General features: G+C 47.4%; 19 protein-coding genes and 3 tRNA genes. 6 read left to right on the top strand and 16 right to left on the bottom strand.

Going from position 1 to position 19,409, the window contains the following annotated elements; genetic code table 11:
• Positions 1-6 precede the first annotated feature (6 nt).
• On the top strand, positions 7-2,142 hold the full coding sequence (locus tag CI595_RS00770) for an RNA degradosome polyphosphate kinase (protein WP_095170736.1): 2,136 nt from the start codon (positions 7-9) through the stop codon (positions 2,140-2,142).
• A gap of 276 nt (positions 2,143-2,418) precedes the next feature.
• On the opposite strand, the gene CI595_RS00765 is transcribed toward CI595_RS00770, so the two are convergent.
• The 3 genes from CI595_RS00765 to CI595_RS00755 form a co-directional block, all read right to left on the bottom strand.
• A tRNA-Glu gene (locus CI595_RS00765) sits at positions 2,419-2,490 on the bottom strand.
• A 47-nt stretch (positions 2,491-2,537) separates the two neighbouring features.
• Positions 2,538-2,609, bottom strand: a tRNA-Glu gene (locus CI595_RS00760).
• A 49-nt stretch (positions 2,610-2,658) separates the two neighbouring features.
• A tRNA-Glu gene (locus CI595_RS00755) sits at positions 2,659-2,730 on the bottom strand.
• Between the two features lie 356 nt (positions 2,731-3,086).
• Between CI595_RS00755 and CI595_RS00750 the strand changes: the two genes are divergently transcribed.
• Positions 3,087-3,926 carry a PHP domain-containing protein gene (locus tag CI595_RS00750; RefSeq protein ID WP_095170733.1) on the top strand — a complete coding sequence of 280 codons (840 nt, stop codon included), beginning with the start codon at positions 3,087-3,089 and terminating at the stop codon, positions 3,924-3,926.
• Between the two features lie 284 nt (positions 3,927-4,210).
• Entirely contained in the window at positions 4,211-5,578 is a 1,368-nt protein-coding gene (locus tag CI595_RS00745) for an MATE family efflux transporter (RefSeq protein ID WP_095170730.1), read from the top strand.
• Between the two features lie 77 nt (positions 5,579-5,655).
• On the opposite strand, the gene CI595_RS00740 is transcribed toward CI595_RS00745, so the two are convergent.
• Positions 5,656-7,233 (bottom strand): PucR family transcriptional regulator, encoded by a 1,578-nt coding sequence (locus CI595_RS00740; RefSeq protein WP_095170728.1) that lies wholly within the window; start codon positions 7,231-7,233, stop codon positions 5,656-5,658.
• Positions 7,234-7,439: 206 nt separating this feature from the next.
• Here CI595_RS00740 and CI595_RS00735 point away from each other — a divergent pair, with 206 nt between their 5' ends.
• Complete coding sequence (locus CI595_RS00735; protein WP_106408376.1) at positions 7,440-7,592, top strand: TnpV protein; 153 nt, start codon at positions 7,440-7,442, stop codon at positions 7,590-7,592.
• Between the two features lie 212 nt (positions 7,593-7,804).
• Here CI595_RS00735 and CI595_RS00730 read toward each other — a convergent pair whose 3' ends face one another.
• The 12 genes from CI595_RS00730 to CI595_RS00675 form a co-directional block, all read right to left on the bottom strand.
• Complete coding sequence (locus CI595_RS00730; RefSeq protein ID WP_095170726.1) at positions 7,805-8,839, bottom strand: FAD:protein FMN transferase; 1,035 nt, start codon at positions 8,837-8,839, stop codon at positions 7,805-7,807.
• Positions 8,818-9,507, bottom strand: coding sequence for a DUF4405 domain-containing protein (locus CI595_RS00725; RefSeq protein WP_095170724.1), 690 nt, complete (start codon positions 9,505-9,507; stop codon positions 8,818-8,820). The genes CI595_RS00730 and CI595_RS00725 overlap by 22 nt, the downstream gene beginning before the upstream one ends.
• Before the next feature lie 87 nt (positions 9,508-9,594).
• Positions 9,595-10,098 (bottom strand): flavodoxin, encoded by a 504-nt coding sequence (locus CI595_RS00720; protein ID WP_095170721.1) that lies wholly within the window; start codon positions 10,096-10,098, stop codon positions 9,595-9,597.
• Positions 10,099-10,124: 26 nt separating this feature from the next.
• The gene (locus tag CI595_RS00715) at positions 10,125-10,877 is read right to left on the bottom strand and encodes a flavodoxin (RefSeq protein WP_095170719.1); all 753 of its coding nucleotides are present in this window, start codon (positions 10,875-10,877) and stop codon (positions 10,125-10,127) included.
• Positions 10,878-10,895: 18 nt separating this feature from the next.
• Positions 10,896-11,432 (bottom strand): flavodoxin family protein, encoded by a 537-nt coding sequence (locus CI595_RS00710; RefSeq protein ID WP_095170717.1) that lies wholly within the window; start codon positions 11,430-11,432, stop codon positions 10,896-10,898.
• A gap of 21 nt (positions 11,433-11,453) precedes the next feature.
• A complete protein-coding gene (locus CI595_RS00705; RefSeq protein ID WP_095170715.1) occupies positions 11,454-12,212 on the bottom strand; it encodes a flavodoxin in 759 nt (252 codons plus the stop codon).
• 13 nt (positions 12,213-12,225) lie between these two features.
• Positions 12,226-12,996, bottom strand: coding sequence for an EFR1 family ferrodoxin (locus CI595_RS00700; RefSeq protein WP_095170713.1), 771 nt, complete (start codon positions 12,994-12,996; stop codon positions 12,226-12,228).
• Between the two features lie 32 nt (positions 12,997-13,028).
• Positions 13,029-13,562, bottom strand: a complete 534-nt coding sequence (locus tag CI595_RS00695) for a flavodoxin family protein (protein ID WP_095170711.1) — start codon at positions 13,560-13,562, stop codon at positions 13,029-13,031.
• 15 nt (positions 13,563-13,577) lie between these two features.
• Entirely contained in the window at positions 13,578-14,768 is a 1,191-nt protein-coding gene (locus CI595_RS00690; RefSeq protein WP_095170708.1) for an iron-containing alcohol dehydrogenase, read from the bottom strand.
• A 22-nt stretch (positions 14,769-14,790) separates the two neighbouring features.
• Positions 14,791-15,201, bottom strand: coding sequence for a cupin domain-containing protein (locus CI595_RS00685; protein WP_095170706.1), 411 nt, complete (start codon positions 15,199-15,201; stop codon positions 14,791-14,793).
• Positions 15,198-15,941, bottom strand: coding sequence for a carboxymuconolactone decarboxylase family protein (locus tag CI595_RS00680; protein WP_095170703.1), 744 nt, complete (start codon positions 15,939-15,941; stop codon positions 15,198-15,200). Before CI595_RS00680 ends, CI595_RS00685 begins: the two co-directional genes overlap by 4 nt.
• A 16-nt stretch (positions 15,942-15,957) precedes the next feature.
• Positions 15,958-16,809 (bottom strand): aldo/keto reductase, encoded by an 852-nt coding sequence (locus tag CI595_RS00675; protein WP_095170702.1) that lies wholly within the window; start codon positions 16,807-16,809, stop codon positions 15,958-15,960.
• 174 nt (positions 16,810-16,983) lie between these two features.
• Here CI595_RS00675 and CI595_RS00670 point away from each other — a divergent pair, with 174 nt between their 5' ends.
• Entirely contained in the window at positions 16,984-17,838 is an 855-nt protein-coding gene (locus tag CI595_RS00670; RefSeq protein WP_095170701.1) for a LysR family transcriptional regulator, read from the top strand.
• Positions 17,839-18,322: 484 nt separating this feature from the next.
• A complete protein-coding gene (locus tag CI595_RS00665) occupies positions 18,323-19,372 on the top strand; it encodes a DUF4368 domain-containing protein (protein WP_243135071.1) in 1,050 nt (349 codons plus the stop codon).
• Positions 19,373-19,409: the final 37 nt, after the last annotated feature.

Raw genomic sequence — 19,409 nt, 5'->3', positions numbered from 1 at the left:
ATCAGGATGGATTTAAAAGAGTATATAAAACCGGAATACTACTGGAACAGGGAATTAAGCTGGATCAAATTTAACGAGAGAGTCCTCTCTGAGGCCAGGGACAAAAGTCTGCCTCTGTTTGAGAGACTGAAATTTTTAAGTATCACGGCCTCCAATCTGGATGAGTTTTTCATGATTCGGGTGGCTTCCCTGAAAGATATGGTACATGCAAAATACACGAAGCCGGATATTGCCGGTATGACACCCAAGGACCAGTTAAAAGAACTGTCTGTTGTGACAAAGGAACTGGTGGAGGCACAGTACAATACCTACAACCGTTCTCTTCTGCCTGCGCTGAAAAAGGTAGGGCTTCACGTGGTGGAGAGGCATGAGGACCTGACGGAGGAACAGCAGAAATATGTGGACCGTTATTTTGAGGACAGTGTATACCCGGTCCTCACACCTATGGCTATGGATTCTGCCAGGCCTTTTCCGCTCATCAGAAACAAGACGCTGAATATTGGCGCCCTGATATCCAAAAAGGATAAAAAAGGCAGGGAGGAACTGGAGTTTGCCACAGTCCAGGTACCATCCGTGCTGCCCAGGATCGTCATGCTGCCTGAGGATAAGAAAGGGAATCCTGTGGTGATCCTCCTGGAGCAGGTGATCGAGCGGAATATCGGCAAGCTGTTTCTGAGCAACGAGGTGGCCTGCACCTGTCCGTACCGGATCATGAGAAATGCGGACCTGACCATTGACGAGGACGAAGCGGCAGACTTATTAAAGGAAATCCAGAAACAGCTGAAAAAGCGCCAGTGGGGCGAAGTGATCCGGCTGGAAGTGGAAGACAAGATGGATGAGAGGCTTTTAAATATCCTCAAAATGGAGTTTGAGATCAAGGAGGAGGATATCTTCCAGATCAACGGGCCGCTGGATCTGACGTTCCTTATGAAGATGTATGGAATGGACGGGTTTGAGGAGTACAGGAACAAGCCTTACACACCGGCCCCGGTACCGGCTATGATGACGGACGAGGATATTTTTACCCAGATCAGAAGAGGGGATATTCTGCTGCATCATCCGTTCATGACATTTCAGCCTGTGGTGGATTTTGTGCGGCAGGCAGCCAAGGACCCGGATGTGCTGGCTATCAAGCAGACGTTGTACCGGGTGAGCGGCAATTCGCCTATTATCGCGGCGCTGGCCCAGGCTGCGGAGAACGGCAAGCAGGTGACCGTTCTGGTGGAGCTGAAAGCCCGTTTTGACGAGGAGAATAATATAGTCTGGGCAAAAATGCTTGAGAAGGCAGGGTGCCATGTGATCTATGGACTGTTGGGACTCAAGACCCACAGCAAGATCACCCTGGTGGTGCGCAGGGAGGAAAATGGTATCCGCAGATATGTGCATCTGGGAACCGGAAATTATAATGATTCCACCGCGAAGCTGTATACAGACTGCGGTATCCTCACCTGTTCCGCCAGAATCGGGGAGGATGCCACAGCGGTGTTTAATATGCTCTCCGGCTATTCGGAGCCAAGGACCTGGAATAAGCTGGTAGTGGCGCCAATCTGGATGCGTGACCGTTTCCTGCATCAGATCGAGATGGAACGGGAATATGCGCTGAAAGGGCGGAAGGCCAGGATTGTGGCAAAGATGAATTCTCTCTGTGACAGGGATATCATTGCGGCCCTGTATGCAGCCAGCGCGGCAGGGGTGAAGATTGACCTGATCGTGCGGGGAATCTGCTGTTTGAAGACCGGAATACCGGGAGTCAGTGAGAATATTACGGTGCGCTCTATTGTGGGAAATTTTCTGGAGCACAGCAGGATATTTTATTTCTACAGCGACGGGCATGAGGAAATCTTTATGGGAAGCGCGGACTGGATGCCCAGGAACCTGGACAAGAGAGTGGAGATCGTATTTCCTGTGGAGGATGAACGGCTGAAAGAGGAAGTGAAGCATATTCTGGAGATGCAGCTTGCGGATAATGTGAAGGCCCATGTGCTGCAGGCAGATGGCAGGTATGAGAAGATTGATAAAAGAGGGAAGGTGCTTTTAAATTCTCAGGATTATTTCTGTGAAGAGGCATGGGAACGGGTTAGCGTGCCGGAGAGTGCCGGGGATCAGAGAGTGTTTGTGCCTGCGGAGGCACCGGAGGATTAGCCGGTCGGGTCAGGGAGCAGGCTGGATGGGAGAAGGATAAGAATAAGGGGGAAGCTGGGATCGCTTAGCGCTGTGGGATAGGGGCCGCTGTACGGGGATTTGGGGATTTCCGTATGGCGGTTTGTTGTTGGGATGCGTGCCGTAGGGCTTTTGCGGACCGGCGGTGTATTTAAGTTGGGCGGTGCTTTTGGATAGGATGGCTACGGGGATTTGCGAAGCTATTGTTGTTTTGGGGAATAAAAAAAGATTTCAGTGATTGGACTGAAATCTTTTTAGCAGTTCGTAGGGGAATCGAACCCCTGTTTCCGCCGTGAGAGGGCGGCGTCTTAACCGCTTGACCAACGAACCATATGTATTTTGTCTTGATGCTTTTCTGTTATAGCTTAGTGAATGAGCAGTTCGTAGGGGAATCGAACCCCTGTTTCCGCCGTGAGAGGGCGGCGTCTTAACCGCTTGACCAACGAACCGTATGTGTGTATTGTTTTGATGCTTTTCTGTTATAGCTTAGCGAATGAGCAGTTCGTAGGGGAATCGAACCCCTGTTTCCGCCGTGAGAGGGCGGCGTCTTAACCGCTTGACCAACGAACCGTATTGTGTTTCTTGTTTCGCATGACGCTAGATTATGATACTACACATTTTAACAAAATGCAAGCTTTTTTTAGGAAAAACGTTAAAAAAATTTGAGGTGGGAAGGCGGAGTGAAAAAGATGGGAGGCATTTTCATGCTTCCGGCATGAAAATCCAGAGGCAGCCAACGCGATATGGGGCAGAATGCTCCATATCTGTGCATCGCGAAGCGTGTTACTGGATACGGAGTCAACAGTATCATTAAGGATGATAAGTGAAGTGGCGGATGGTTGGGCGGATATTGTATCTTTGGGGGAGGTTTGCTATACTGGGAGGGAGAAGGGGCGTTTGGAGTGATGGGAGAGGAGAAATGGGTTATGAAGGATATGATAGATTTACATGTGCATTCTAATGCATCTGATGGGACTTTTTCGCCAAGGGAGATTGTGGAATATGCGGTGGAGAAGGGACTGCGGGCGGTTGCGCTTACGGACCATGATACGACGGACGGGATCGAGGAGGCTGTGGCGGCGGCAGAGGGAACTTATTTGGAGGTGATTCCGGGGATTGAGATCTCTACTACCTGGTGGGGAAAGGATGTCCATATTGTGGGGCTGGGGATTGATTGGAAGAATGCCCGGTTTCAGGAAGAACTGCTGCGTTTTCAGCAGTCCAGGGATTCGCGGAATTTGATGATGATGGAGCGTTTGAGGGAACATGGGATGGATGTTACTTATGAAAAGATGATGGAGGAGTTTCCGGAGAGTGTTTGGACCAGGGCGCATTTTGCACGGTTTCTCTTGGAGCGGGGATATGTCAGCTCTATCAAGGAGGCTTTTGACAGGTTTCTGGGAGATCATGCCTCTTGTTATGTGCCCAGGGAAAAGGTTACGCCGTTTCAGGGGATACAGCTTATCCATGAGGGCGGCGGAAAGGCTGTCTTTGCCCACCCGGTCTTGTGCAGGCTTTCGGATGGGAACCTGGAGAAGATGACGGCGGAGATGAAGAAGGCGGGGCTTGACGGATTGGAGGCCTATTATCCTACTTACCGTCCGGCTGAGGAGGGGGCTATGATAAGGCTGGCGAAGCGGCTTTCCCTGCGACTTTCCGGCGGCAGTGATTTTCATGGGGCAAATAAGCCGAATATAGATCTAGGATGCGGCTGGGGAAATTTGAAGATCCCTTATTCGGTATGGGAACGGCTGAAGGAAAAGTAAGGGATGAGTTCCTTGGCAGGATCGTGTTCTACAGACTGTTGAAATGAGAGACGCAGAAAAAGACAGAATAATGGATTGACAATATTTTTTAATTCCTTTACACTGTATAAAGTAAAAGTGAAATGTGAGTCTGCTCCGGCAGACTCTTTGTTATGATGATAGAAAGCCGGAGTGTATGCTTTCTATTGTTTATGATAATAGAAATTCCGAGGAGTGTGGTTTCTATTATTTTTGCGTAAGAAGTTCCATGATGGGATAAAAACACGAAGGAAAGGAAGTTTTATATGACACAAACTAACGTACAAGAAAATAAAATGGGGGTCGTACCGGTTCCGAAGCTTTTGTTTCAGATGTCGCTGCCCATGATCTTGTCCATGCTGGTACAGGCATTGTATAATGTAGTGGACAGTATTTTCGTGGCACAGATCAATGAGAATGCGCTGACAGCCGTCTCCCTGGTCTTTCCGGTGCAGAGCCTTATGATCTCCATAGCGGTGGGTACCGGTGTGGGTGTAAATGCAGTATTGTCCAGGAGTCTTGGGGAGAGGGATGCCAAGATGGCTGATGAATCAGCGAAAAACGGTATTTTTCTGGCATTTGTAAGCTGTGTTGTCTTTGCGGTGCTGGGTGTACTGCTGGCAAAACCTTTTTTCCATATGCAGACTGCTGACGCGCAGATTAGGGAATATGGGGTCCAGTATATGACTATTATTTCGGCACTCTGTATTGCTGTGTATATGCAGGTAATGTTTGAGAGGCTGCTGCAGTCCACGGGACGTACCTTTTATACCATGATTTCCCAGGGGCTGGGTGCTGTGATCAATATTATTTTTGACCCGATCCTGATCTTTGGACTTTTCGGGCTTCCCAAGATGGGAGTTGCGGGAGCGGCTGCGGCTACGGTTCTGGGACAGTTCTGCGGAATGTTTTTGGCAATGTTTTTTAATGTTAAATTTAATAAGGATATCCATATCGGTATGCGGCATTTCAGGCCGTCAGGCCGGATCATCAAAGTGATCTATTCGGTTGGTGTGCCTTCTATTATCATGCAGGCCATCGGTTCTGTCATGACATTTGGAATGAACAAGATCCTGATCCAGTTTACCTCCACGGCTACAGCGGTATTTGGTGTGTATTTCAAGCTTAACAGTTTTATCTTTATGCCTGTCTTTGGACTGAATAACGGTATGGTGCCGATTGTTGCTTTTAACTATGGGGCAGGAGATAAAAAGAGGATTACCCAGACCATCCATATCAGTATTATTTCCGCGGTTGTCATTATGCTTCTGGGGCTTGCGCTGTTCATGATCTTCCCGGCACAGCTTTTGGGAATGTTTAATGCATCTAAGGATATGCTGGCGATCGGTGTTCCGGCGCTTAGGATCATATGTCTCAGTTTCCTGTTTGCGGGATTCTGTATTATTGTAGGTTCTGTGTTCCAGGCGTTGGGAAATGGGGTGTACAGCCTGATCATCTCTGCCACCAGGCAGCTTTTGATCATCCTTCCGGCTGCAGCTATTCTGGCAAAAGTAGGCGGATTGTCGGCCGTGTGGTGGTCTATCCCCATTGCGGAGATCGCCTCCGTGGTGCTGAGTGCTTATTTTTACAGAAAGATCTACAGGGAGAAAATTGCTCCGCTTGGCAGAAAATAAGAAAAAGATGATTTCATGATATGAAAAAGGAACAGGAAACGGTTCGCTGCGTGCCGATTCCTGTTCCTTTTTTGTAGTTAAGTTTCCAGTTTTTGTTCCAGGATGTAGAAGGACAGCCTGAGGATAAGGCGTTCCCTGCTGTCCTCAAAATCTATGCCGGCTATTTTGCGGATGCGGTCCAGACGGTAGAAGAGGGTGCTGCGGTGGATGTACAGCTCTTTAGCGGTCTGGAGGATACTGCGTTCCAGTTCCAGATAGACTTTTACGGTATGGTATAAGTCGGTTTTGTTTTTGTCATCGTATTTTTTCAGAAGGAGCAGTTTTTCGGAACAGAGGAGCTGGGGCGGAATCTCTTCCCTGCCTTTTTTCAGAAGATATTCCAGCAAATAGTCATCAAATCGGTAGCACCAGGTCATGCTGTCACTTTTTCGTCCCAGGTCCAGTGCAGCGCTGGCCTGGATATATCCCTGAGGAACCAGCATAAAATCGTGGATCTCCGAGCTGGCCCCCATTTTCAGAAGGCCTTCCCGCATGAGGATGGCCAGGCTGCTGATCACTTCGGAAGCGGAACTGTGCCCGTAAGACAGGTTGACCACCACGGCAATACTATGCCTGTAAAGGAAAGCGTGGCCGGAGGGGATCTGGGTTTCTATATGTCCCAGTGTGGCAGCCGCGGACAGCATATTGATATCTCTCTGTTCTGTCTCCAGACGCAGGCAGAGATACCGGTCGTTCTGCTTCCAGTGCAGGAAATAAAGGTAATTGAGAATGCGCTGATTGTCCCCGATGGTGCCATCCAGATATTCATTGAAAAAACGGTCCATGTCATTGCCCATGCTCAAAGAAAACAGACCTTTGTGTTTGATAGCCAGCTCGATAAATTGTCCGAGATATTCCAGGGCCAGATAATTGCCCTTCTGCAATTCACTCTGTATTTCATCCACGCAGATGCGGCCTTCATAGCGGCTGCCGTTCCAGAGATTGACGTAGAGGATCCGGTAACCCCGCTGTTCGGCAGAGAACAGGTCAGGCGCCTTTTTACTGAGCGTGTCCAAATATTCGGTGTCTGCCTTAAAGTCATGGATCAGGCTTAAAGGTACCATGTTGTGCCCTGTTCTGGAATCCCGTTCCCAGACCGTCATGCCCTGTACATATCTTGGGCAGGAAAGTATGTAAAAATCAGTGTTGTGGATAAACATGGGATTGCCGAAAATATCAAGGCTTGCCAGCAGCATTTCGTCCAGAGGATGTTCGCTGTTCAGGGCATACTGCAGGTGTGTGTCCCACTGCCTGTATTTTGCAAAGGTTTCCTGCACCATCTCAAAGGCATCCAGGAAATCCGGGCTGTTCTTCAGCTCAATGACGGGACAGCTTGGGTGGAAACGGGTGATATCCGTATGTCCCACACAAATAAAGCCGATGTTTTTATATTCCGGGAAGGTGTTATCCACATCCTTGCTCTGCAGAAGGTAGACAAACCGGGGATTCAGGCTCTTTCCCCTTTTATAGAGGCGGATGCCTTCCAGACAGGGGCGGTCGTTTTGGGCATAGAAAGTGATATTTTGGTAGTGCGAGGTAAAGGCGTCCGCTAATATCTGCATGTTCAGCCGGAACAGACGGCTTTTTTCTTCCCGGTTAAAAGATAATTCTGTCAAGAATAGATTCTCCTTTCGGCTTTTCGCTGTTTACAGTATACCATTTACGGATGAATGGCGTAAAGTCTTTGAAACGCATAGAAAGAAATAAGCGGAGACGGGAAGCGGTCTCTTTGATAAGGATGTTTACGAAAAACAAGTAAGTTAAGGCAAACAGCCGAAACGAAACTGGTAAATTGTAAATCATTCTATCAAGGAGGCCGCTTATGGCTATCATGGATTTGGAATATATCGAAATTGACGGATTACTTTACCCGAACATTGAGGTTGAGGGCAGTGAACTGCTAAAAAATCTTGAAAAGTACGGACGCCTACGCTTGGAGTATCTTCACGGATTCAAGCAGGAAATGTACCGGTAGAGTGCAAGGATAGGGAGAGGGTTCATTTGCCGAATTTGCTGAATAGCGCAGTCCCACCATATTGAGAAAGGCAGGCGTCCATAATGACAAGTGAATAGGATTCTTTTTGCAGCATATGTATAGCTTCTTCGACAGATTGCGTATAATACACGTCCGTTATATCATCCTGCAAACTGTATTTTATTTCTTTGCAAGTTAATAAATCAATGCTTTTACAAATTTATTACATTTATCTTCGTATTCTTGCTTTCCTCACTCAAAGAAAAATTATTTTTTATACCTTCGGTAAGATGGATTTCCCCATTCTCCATTATTAAAATCATATCGAAGTCCTGATGTTTTTTCCAATAATCGCGTGCATTTTCAAGTCCCATAACAAATAATGCCGTAGATAATCCATCACAGAGTTTTGCGTTTTTTGCAATAACAGTCACCGAAGCAAGTTCATTTTCCGTTGGATGGCCGGTAGCTGGATCTATAATATGCCCGTATCGCTTTCCGTCCTCACCTATGAAATATCGCTCATAATTACCAGATGTCACAACCGCACAGTCAGAAATACTTAAAACTCCCAAATTGCCGTCTGAAAGCGGGTTTTTCAAACCAATTTTCCAGTCACTGCCGTCTGGCTTTTTACCTATCATTTGAACACTGCCCCCAACATCAAGGAGTGCAGAGTTAATTTCATTCTCTCTTAAAATTTCTGCGACCTCGTCACTTGCATATCCTTTGCCGACTGCACCTAAATCAACTTGCATCCCTATCGGCAGGGCTGCCGTATTCCCAATCAGTTCCACGTTCTTGTACCCAACCAGTTCCATGCTCTGCGCTATCTCTTGTTCTGATGGGATGTTTCGTTCTTCAGTTGTAAATCCCCATGCGGCCAGTACCGGGTAAATGGTCGGTTCTAATGCACCGTTTGTCTTTTGGGCAACCTCCAAAGCGAAAGAAAGCAGAGCGGCGGTATCATCGCTTAACAATAAAGACTGTCCCTTGCTATGATTAAGCGCATAGATTTCGCTTTTTTTATCTGTTACCGACCACAAATGCTCCAATTCTTCAATTCGTTTTTGTGCCGTTGCAAGAGAAGCGTCGGCATTTTCGCCGGATGCGGTCAGTTCAATATAAGTGTCCATAGCAAAGAAGGAAATCGTTTTCTCGGTATCTGTCTCATTTTGCTGCGAAGAACATCCCAATAGAGATAATAAAAGAATAACGGTTGCAATTACTTTTTTTCTTTTTTCCATCGCTCTCTGCTCATTTCTTTATTCAGCCATTTTAACGCTGATGTCACATAGCATCCAAGAAATACAAACAATCCCATAATTGCTATGTAGTCGATAAAGAAAAAAAATAAGGGTTCGCCAAAATCAAAATAGACAAATGTATTTTGTAATGTCATATAAGTGCCTATTTCACGTTTTATAAAGGCTATGATACCATATCCGGCGAAAGCAACGGCCAAAACTCGTAATATAACGGGGTGTTTCGCTGAACGCTGCACCCTGTTTAGAATCATGCTCCAGTGCTGTCCTAAGTGAAAGGACATCAACACGAACCCCCAGTACGAGGTTAATAAATGGAGCGTCCTGCCCCAACTCCCGCCGCCCTCTATTGGCAGGAACGAAAAAACAGTGCGTGAAAGCGCAATGCCACTGATGATTAAGCCGAGCGTACATAGCAAAAGGAGAATATTGACGATCGTCTGGTAAATTCGTAATGCCGTCCATCTGCCTTTTACCAGTCCCTTGAACCAGTAAAAATTTAGCAGATAATGTCCAACAAAAAGCAGAGACATCATCACGCCTAACCACTCGTGTGCTGTTTCTCCAATTAAGGAATATGCCATTAACAGCGGTATAAGTACCACCATCAAACTATCAACCAACATTCTCCATTTTGCTTTTACGCTCATTTCAGGACTCCATTCAAATTGAAATTTATCAGACTTCGTTCAAGGTTATTGGCGCTGTTGCAGATTACCATGAAAGGGAAACGGTGTTTACTTTGCTGATTCATTCGCCATGAGATTGAGATCAGCAACCCATTCTTGGACTTCAGAAGCCGATGCTCCGCTGGAGAACCTGTGGCCTTCCATCCAATCGCCAGTTTCTGCCGCCTCCGCCAGAAGCTGACCGCTCTGTCCCAAACCGGAAGAAATCGATGTACAGAACGGTATCACTGTTTTTCCGCTAAAGTCATTCGATGCGATGAAACTGTCCACCGGCCAAGCGGCAATGCCCCACCAGATGGGATAACCTACCTCTTTCGTGCTTCCGGTAGCGGAGTAATAGACCACCAACGTTTTGCCTTTTATGGCATCTGCCGCTGTTTCAGGATTGGAATCTTCTGACGGACTGATTTCAGTGCTGTTTTCAGCCGAGATTGACTCCTGATTTTGAGCGGGCGCTTGTGACTGCGGAGGCGCCGTTTGACCACAGGCGGAAAAAGCGAACAGCAGTGCGCCTGACAACAAAATCCCTAAAAAGTGCTTGAATTTTTTCATTCCTGCACTACCTCCATTCTTCTTAATCAGAAGGGCAAAGTGCTTACCCATTCGTTGATAATGCTGTCAGCCTTATCCATTTCGTTCCATGAAACAGCGGCAGGGGTATCAAAGACTGTTGCATCGGGTTCCAGTTCAGCAATCGTCTGAACGGTATCGGATGCCCGACTGCCGCCATGGGCAACAAAAGGAATGATTGTCTTGCCGCTAAAGTCATATTCTTCAAAAAAGGTGTACATTGGCATCGGCAAATCCGCATTCCAGTTAGGATAACCGATAAAAATAATGTCGTAATCATCTAAAGTTTCGATGTGAGTCGATAACTCCGGTCGGGCATTGTCAGCCTTCTCTTTATAGGCGAAATCCAGCATCTCATCCATATCGTCCATTGGATATTCTTGAGCGGTATCAATGAAGAATAACTCTCCGTCAACATAGCCTTGAATGAGATTTGCCAGATACCGAACATTTCCATATGTGCCGTCATCTGATTTTGTGCGGCTTGCCCTCGCCACCGTATCCACACCGTCATTGAGAGGAACGGTAAAATAGGCAATTAAGATTTTCCCTTCACCGTTTTTGGCTTCCTCTTTTGCTCCAACCGTTTCCGTATTGCTTTCTGCTGGTACATTATTGGTTTCCGGAGCAGTAGTCGGAGCGGTTTGCGTCTCTCCGCTTATATCTGACCTGCCGGAACAAGCAGTCATAATCAGCAGCATTGTCAACGCAGATAATAGGAGCAGCAGCTTATTTTGTTTTGCTTTCCGTATTTTTCTCATGTAACCTCCTTGATTTACTCATGCGCGTTTTCCCATTTCGTAGGCTTCGCTCATCACAGGCGTGGCTTTGATCGTGCCGGGTTCATAAACACCCTTTCCATAAATCACGCCCATTTCCTTAGAGCCCTTCAAACAGGCGGCAAATCCACGGAAACACTCCAGTGTGCAATCCATCACGGTTTCGCCATCCTCGGCGGCAGTCATAATGTAATAAAATTCCTTGTCTAATATATTCGTCCACCTTGCCACGGAGCGGTCGATAACTGCTTTCATCTGTGCGTCAATGGAATAGAAGTAAACAGGATTTGCCAGCACAATCACATCGGCTGCCTGCATCTTGTCCAGAATCTCGCTCATATCATCCTGAATGGTGCATTTGCCGCCGCTCTTTTTACAGTAGTAGCAGGCGTTGCAATAGCCAATTTTTTTGTTGCGCAGAAAAATCTTTTCCACCTTGTTTCCGCTTTCCTGCGCGCCGCGCAAAAATTCGTCGCACAGAAGATCAGAGTTTCCGCCCTTACGGGGGCTGCCGGATAAAATTAAAATATTCTTCATTCTAAACTCGTCTCCTTACTTTTAGAATCCAAGTCCGTCAAGCCAACTAATAATGTCAGCTTCCGCATCTTGAATGTTATTTCGGCTGATAGATAATCCATCCTCATCAACATTTGCACCTGACTCCAAGTCCTTAATCGTGCTGATCGTATTTGAAAATCCACTGCCGCCATGGGTATTAAAAGGAATGATGTTTTTCCCGGAAAAATCGTACTCGTCAAAAAAAGTGTACAGGATCATTGGCATATCTCCCCACCAGTTGGGATAGCCCACGAATATCGTGTCATATTGATCCAGATTTTCGATTTGAGCCGCAATCGCAGGACGAGCTTCATCGGTCTGCTCTTTCTTTGCCTGATCCACAAGCGCCGAATGGTCAGTTGTATAAGGTGCTTCAGGTTCAATACGAAACAAATCCGCCCCGGTGTTCTCTGCAATCACCATTGCCATGTACTGCGTGTTACCCAGTACCTCACCGTTGATAACCACTGTACTGTTCTCTTGTTCCTCGGTCATATTGTCAGGATCGGTGGTTTCCGGCACAGAGAAATAGACGACCAGTGTTTTCGCATCAGCTTGACTGTCAGATCCGGCAGACTCCGATGCCGAGGGCTGCTGCTCATTTGGCGCGGTGCTTTCCTTGGGAGTGCTGGAGGATTCCACTTCACTTTTTGAAGTCTGCCCCGATCCTTTGTCCGCGTCAATGGCAGCGTTATTTCCGCAGGCAGCCAACGTAAATATCATCATAACCGATAGTGCCATGCTAATTACTTTCTTCATCGTTCACCAACTTTCACAAATTCGTTTGATCATTTGCCGCAATAATTTCAGAGAGGGCAATCTGTTCATTTCGGTATCGGGCATTCGGATTCTTTTCCGTCATATTCAGCGCAATCGCTTTCTGTGGGCAATGGTGGATGCAGGCCATGCAAGCCTGACATCCATCTTCCTTTCGTATCGCCTTACCGTTTTTTATCTGAAAGCAATTTGCCGGGCAAACCTTTTCGCAGATTCCACATCCGATACAGGCTTCCGTAATACGGTAAAAATTCTTCCATCTTTCTGCGGGCGGCTGACTGCTTCGTGACAAAAACTCCTGATGCGCCGCACGGTCTGCATCGGTGGCGGGCTGAATCCCATATTTACGGTTTTGGATATCCAGTCTGATGGCCGCTATCTGCTCATCCACTTTTTTGTCCAGCCTGCGTTCTTCTTCCATATCGAAAGCAGGCAAAAAGTTGTCTGCCATTAAAACAGTATTGATATAAGCAGCCGCAATTCCTAAACTCCCCGTTAGTTCATCAGCAAGTTCCGCAGCGCCGCCGTGACGTTTCCCGTAAGTAAGCACCATATAGAAATATGTCGTCTTAAAAGATGCTTTTTGCAAAAACTCCCGCACCATTGGCGGTACTTCATGTCCGAAAATAGGGCAGACAATTCCTATGGTTTCATCCTCAAATGACAAATCCTTTTGATGGATGATCTGTGGGATGCTGATCGGGCTTTTATCCAGTTGCTTCGCCACATACAGGCTATTGCCCGTGGCGGTAAAATAAAATATCATTGCAGCCTCCTTCCTCTCTGGTCTGAAAACAATCAGCAGTCTTTTCCGTAATGATAGGCTTCCTCCAACGCAGGATTGCCCTGAATATCGCCAACATGGAATGCCGAACCATAGACTTTGCCCTTAACAACAGAGCCGGGAACACAGGCGACAAATCCCTCCATATCGTTCATGGTACAGTCCATCGCGTGTTTGCCGTCAGCAGCCGTAGCAATCAGGTAAAATTCCTTATTCTTCATTTTCCCGCCACCGGCCAGCGTGCGGTCGATCATCACCTTCAGTTGCGCTGAAATGGAATAGTAGTACACCGGCGTGGACAGCACAATGACATCAGCAGCGATAATCTTATTCAGGATTTCAGCCATATCATCTTTTTGGACGCAAGTGCCGCCGTTCTTCAGGCAGGCTTCACAGGCGATGCAGGGTGCAATTTTTTTGTCCCGCAGGAAAACTGTTTCCACAGAATGCCCTGCTTCTTTTGCTCCCTTTACAAACTGTTCTACCAGCGTTTCGGAATTTCCACCCTTACGAGGGCTTGATATGATTGCTAAAATCGTTTTACTCATAATTGCTTCCTCCTATTATTTGTAAGATTCCTGATAGATGGTAACGCAGTCCGCATTGCTCAACATACAGGGATCATTCTCAAAGTTTACGCCCAACGTATCCTTGGCGTTCTGAGCCATTTTTTCAAATTCATCAGGCGTAATGCCGTAGTCGGACATCTTCAGGTCGGCCACGCCGCAGTCTGTCTGAAGCTGTTCCAGCGCCGTAATGAAATCCTCCGGCTGATTAGCCGAACTCATCCCCATCAGCTTTGCCATCTCGATAAAACAGTCATCGCAGATATGTTTGTTGATAAAGAAACGATAAAAAGCCTTGGAAATCATAATCAGACCAGCGCCGTGGGGAAGATTCTCATGGTAGGCGCTTAATGCGTGTTCCAGCGGGTGGGCGCTTGTGCAGGAGCCGACACACATCTGAATGCCGGAGAGGTAGCTCCCGAATGCAACCTTACCCATAGCCTCTACATTTTCCGGCTCGCGGATTGCCGCTGCCAAATTTCCGCTGACGTTTCTGATTGCTTCGCAGGCAACCATTTTGCTCATTTCATTGCGTTTATTGGAGATAAACCCCTCTGTGCTGTGGAACAGCGCGTCAAAGCCCTGATAAGCCTTAAACTTGGCGGGAACACTGAGCATCAGTTCCGGATCAATGATTGCGAGAACAGGCATCGTGCCGGTGCCAAACACTCCCGTCTTTTCCTCTGTTGCCGGATTGGTAATAACAGCGCCCGCATCGGTTTCGGAGCCGGTTCCGGCAGTCGTTGTAATCGCCACGATGGGAAGGGACGGAACCGGCGGCCACTGCCCTTTGCCTGTTCCAAACATCACATAATCCCACAAATCATTGCTGGGATTCGTTGCCATGATGCCAATGGCCTTAGAAGCATCTATTACAGAACCGCCGCCGAGCGCAACGATGAAGTCGCAGCCGTTCTCTTTTGCAAATCTGCCGCCTTCCTCCACGATCGGCTTGGTGGGATTGGCAGAAATCTTATCAAAAATCACATATTCCACACCGGCCTGCGCCAGCTCGTCTTCCAGACGTTCCAGATACCCATTGCTGCGGGTGGACTTTCCGTTGGAGATGACCACCAGCGCCTTTTTCCCCTGCACAGCACCCATGGGGGCGTTAAGCTGCGTATGAAGATTGCCCAACTGTCCTGCTCCAAACATTGCATTTGTAGAAATTCCAAAATTAAAACTCATTGTTTTTTCCTCCTGATTTAGATTATTTTAAGACAACGTATTCGTCCGTTACAGGCTCCAGCCATTCACAGCCTACATTTTCTGCTGGAACGGATATTGCAATATGAGAAAACCAACTGTCGGGGGCTGCCCCATGCCAATGCTTTTCCTCCGGCGGAATATTGACGACATCTCCGGGATGAAGTTCTCTTGCTTCCTGTCCCCATGCCTGATAATAGCCCCGTCCCGCAGTACACAGCAGGATCTGTCCGCCGCCATGATGGATATGCCAATGATTCCGGCATCCCGGCTCAAAGGTGACATTGGCAATCCCGATCTGCTGCTCTGACAAATAACTTAGGTAGCTTTTCCCGATAAAACACTTTGCGAACGTCGTGTTTTCTTCTCCTACCGGAAACGGGCTTTCGCTTTTTATATCTTCCAGACGATTCATTTTGCACCTCCTGCGTTTTCTTCGTTTTCCTTTACAACCTCATTGATGCAGCGCAAAGTATTGAGTGTCCTCGGATAACCGATATAGGGCATACACTGTGACGCTACGGCAATCAAAAACGCCTTGTCGTTTCCGACTGAAAAATTTCCGTTGATATGCCCCTTTAGCTGTGGCTCCGTACCCTGTGCGGACAAAAAACAAAAGGTAATCATTTCCCGCAGTTTTTTGTCCAAACCGTTCCTCGTATAATAATCGCCAAAGCAATTCGCAGCCAGCCAGCGGTTCATATGACGGGTTTCCACCGGACCGGATTTATAGAAATCTTTCCAATCCGATCCGAAAATATCAGCCTGTGCCTGACTCCCTTGCTCAAGCCTTGTTTCAGGTGTGGTAGTGGCCTGCCCTGCGGTCGGGAGGGCAATTCCCATATCTGTAAGAACATCATTTGTCGCTTTCAGGAAAGGGTATACTCGGCCAATTCCCAAGTAGGCAACCGCTTGGTATACGGTTTCTTTCACTTCAACCGGCGAAACATCCTGCTTTAAGGCTTCACGCAGTACATCTTTGTACAGGTCAATTCCCTGACAACCAAGAAGGGTAGCTAAAATTGCCAAACAGCGCTTTTTTTCGTCAAGTATAACCTCCGGTTCCTTTACGGCCTCATGTTCGGCAAAGGCTTCAAACAACTGATAAAATTCAGGATCAGTTGTTTGAAATCTTGAAAGATAATTGTTTCTCATTTGATAAACCTCCTTATCATTCGTGGATTTTTAATCCGTTGAGCTGCGTGGCCGTACACCAGCAGTGGTGGTCAATGATTTCGCTGTGACCAATATCCATTGTGGCAATCGACTGCATTTCCGGCTCGGTCAGTTCAAAATCCCAAATATTCATGTTTTCCACCATGCGTTCTTTGTGAACCGTTTTGGGGATAATAATCACGCCTCTCTGAATGTGCCAGCGCAGGATTACTTGCGCCACTGTCCTTTCATGTTTTGCGGCAATGGATTTCAGCAGCTTGTTATTAAAAATATTCTTTTGCCCTTCCGAAAGTGGCCCCCACGCCTGCGGTTTGACTCCAAACTCATCCATAATCTTTAAGGCATCGTTCTGCTGATAGAAAGGATGAATTTCGATTTGATTGACGGCGGGTGTGGTTTCGCTGTTCATGCACAGGTCAATCAGACGATCCGGCGAAAAATTGCAGACGCCAATGGCGCGAATCAAGCCGTCTTTCTGCAATTTTCCCATTGCCCGCCATGCGCCGTAGTAATCGCCAAAGGGTTGGTGGATGAGGTATAAATCCAAATAATCCAGCCCCAGCTTCTGCAAAGAAGCATCGAAGGCTTTCAACGTACTTTCATACCCGGCATCCTGAATCCAGAGCTTTGTTGTGATAAACAAATCCTCTCTCGAAATGCCGGAGGAATAAATTGCCGCCCCCACCGCTTCTTCGTTTTGGTATGCCGCCGCTGTATCAATCAGGCGGTATCCCACCTCAAGCGCGTCCTTAACGCACTGTTCACACTGCAAAGCATCTGTAATTTGAAAAACACCATAGCCCATGAGCGGCATTTGAATACCGTCATTTAATGTTACATACTGCACGTTATTCCCTCCTAATTCTCTGTGTTCTTACATTTATTATAAAAGCGGCATCGTAAAAAGTACAATGCCGATTCTTTTATCTGCTATGCTCTAAACGCATAGTGGATATTGAAAAGTCAAATAAAATAAAGTATAATAAATAAAATACCTATTTCGTAAGCAAGGAGGGACGATATGATTGACACGCAGCAATTAGAACAGTTAATTTCCATAGCAGAACAAGGCACGTTGTCGAAAGCTGCTGAAAGACTGCACTTATCGCAACCGGCCATCAGCCGTTCCATGCAAAGACTGGAGAATGATCTTGGGGTAACACTATTTGACCGGCAAAAGAATAAGATTGCATTAAACTCCAATGGAGAGTTGGCTGTACAGTACGCGCAAAAAATAACAACTCAAATTCAGGATATGGTCAACGGTGTTCGTGCGCTTGATCGCAACCAGCGCACCATAGCAGTCGGTTCCTGCGCTCCTGCTCCCTTGTGGAACATCGTCCCGATGCTGAACACCATTTATCCAGAAATGACGATTTCCTCCGAGATAAAGGAGCCGGATAAATTGATGCAGGGGCTGCTGGATGGAACCTTTCACATAATCGTAGCACCCACTCTGATAAATGAGCCGAATGTCTATTGCACAAAATATGGAGAAGAACAACTCTTTTTTTCTCTGCCACCGGGCCACGCGCTATCTGGGAAAAAGGGGCTTCATCTAAAAGATTTAGACGGAGAAACCATGCTACTGCATTCCAAAATTGGTTTTTGGCATCATATGCACATGGAAAAAATGAAAGCAACCCATTTTCTCCTGCAAGATGATTATTCGGTATTCCAAGAAGTGGTGCAGGCTTCTGCGCTGCCATCCTTTACCTCTGATGTTGTTATGGAAAGAGAGGGGAAACCGTTAAACCGGGTCATCATTCCTATTCTTGATGAAGAAGCCCATGCCACCTATTATTGTATCTGTTTGACAGCGAACCAGAAAAAACTATCTTCGTTCTTTCATCGGATTGAAAATGATAACTTTTAGCTTTAGCTGATTGTCTATTACACCAAGTACACGAAATCCTATACTTACTTTTACGCTCTTATAAACCGTTAGATTGAGTAGTTCAAGGGAAAGGAGGAACCAGTGAAACTGGTGACGGAAATACTGGGAGGCCCGCAGGCCGAGACAGTAAGGGAGGTATTCGACTGGATGCTTTACAACGGGAATGAAGCGTCTGCCCTGCCGCTTGCGGAAGGAGACTGAACGCCAAACCGCAAGGTTTGAAGTTAAGGCAGGAATAGGGGAATGCCATTCCCCACGCAAACCGCTTGCAGGCAAAGCCTGCAACGGTGGGTATCCTGTTGGAAGAAACCTTTGCAAGCTACAATGTCCGTTACATCGCCATCAACGACAACGTGGACACGCTGAACGGCGTGGGGAACGCATCGGCACAAAGGCGCCTTACGGCTATCGAAAAAACCCGAAAAGCCGTAAGCAGATTATTCCCAATGAGGACACCGCGCCTGTGGTGCGGCGAATTTTTGCCCTGTGCGCCAGCGGACTTGGCCCTGACAAAATTGCACGGATACTGAGGGCTGACCAAATTCTGACGCCCACTGTTTATGAGTTTCGCACCAACGGCGTCCGCCATACCAATCTGAATGAGAATAAGCCCTATGAATGGTGTGGCTCTACCGTGGCAGACATTTTGGAACGGGAGGAGTACATCGGCAACACCATCAACTGCCGCAGTTACAGTCCATCCTTCAAGAGCAAGAAAAGAAAGCGGAATCCCCTGGAAAAGCAGCTCCGCTTTGAGCATACCCACGAGCCGCTGATCGACATGGAAACATGGGAGATTGTGCAGAAGGTACGGGCGGGCAAACGCCGTCCAAATAAAATGGGCGAGATGGATCTGCTGTCCGGTATGGTCTACTGTGCAGACTGCGGAAAACGGCACTACTTCTGCCGGTGCGGAAGTTGGAACGAAAGCCAGTATACATATACCTGCGGTACTTACCACGGACATAAAGAGGACTGTACCCCGCATACCGTCAAGGTCATGGCACTGTACGAGATCGTGCTGGCGGAGATTCAGCGGGTTACGCAGGAAGCGCGGGAGCACACCGAGGAATTCCTCCGGCGGGCGATGGACAAGCACAGCAGCCAGCTCAAAAAGGAATTGTCCGCCAAAGTCAATGAATTGGACAGGGCGCAGAAACGGCTTGCGGATTTAGAAAAGCTGTTCCGCGCCGCCTTTGAACAGCTTGCGTTGGCGAACCTTTCGGAAACTCAGTTTAAGGCGCTGACGGGCGGTTACGAAGAAGAAAAACAGGAGCTGACAATCCGCAGTGAAATGCTGGAACAGGAAATCAACACGGAGAAAGAGCGAATGCTGAATGCAGACCGCTTTCTCAAGGTGGTACAGCGGTACACGGAGATTCAAGAACTGACGCCGGAAATCGTGCGGGAGTTCATTGAGAAAATCGTGGTGCATGAACGAAGCGAGCCGTGGAAAAAGAAGAACTACACCCAGCAGATTGACGTGTACTTCAATTTTGTAGGGCAGGTCTAAAACAGAAAAGCCACAGGATACCGAAATATCCTGTGGC

Origin of the sequence: Blautia hominis, from assembly GCA_002270465.1 — a bacterium.
Classification (GTDB): domain Bacteria; phylum Bacillota; class Clostridia; order Lachnospirales; family Lachnospiraceae; genus Blautia; species Blautia hominis.
Note: the sequence above shows the minus strand (reverse complement) of the source record. Positions and strands in the feature narration are given on the sequence as shown.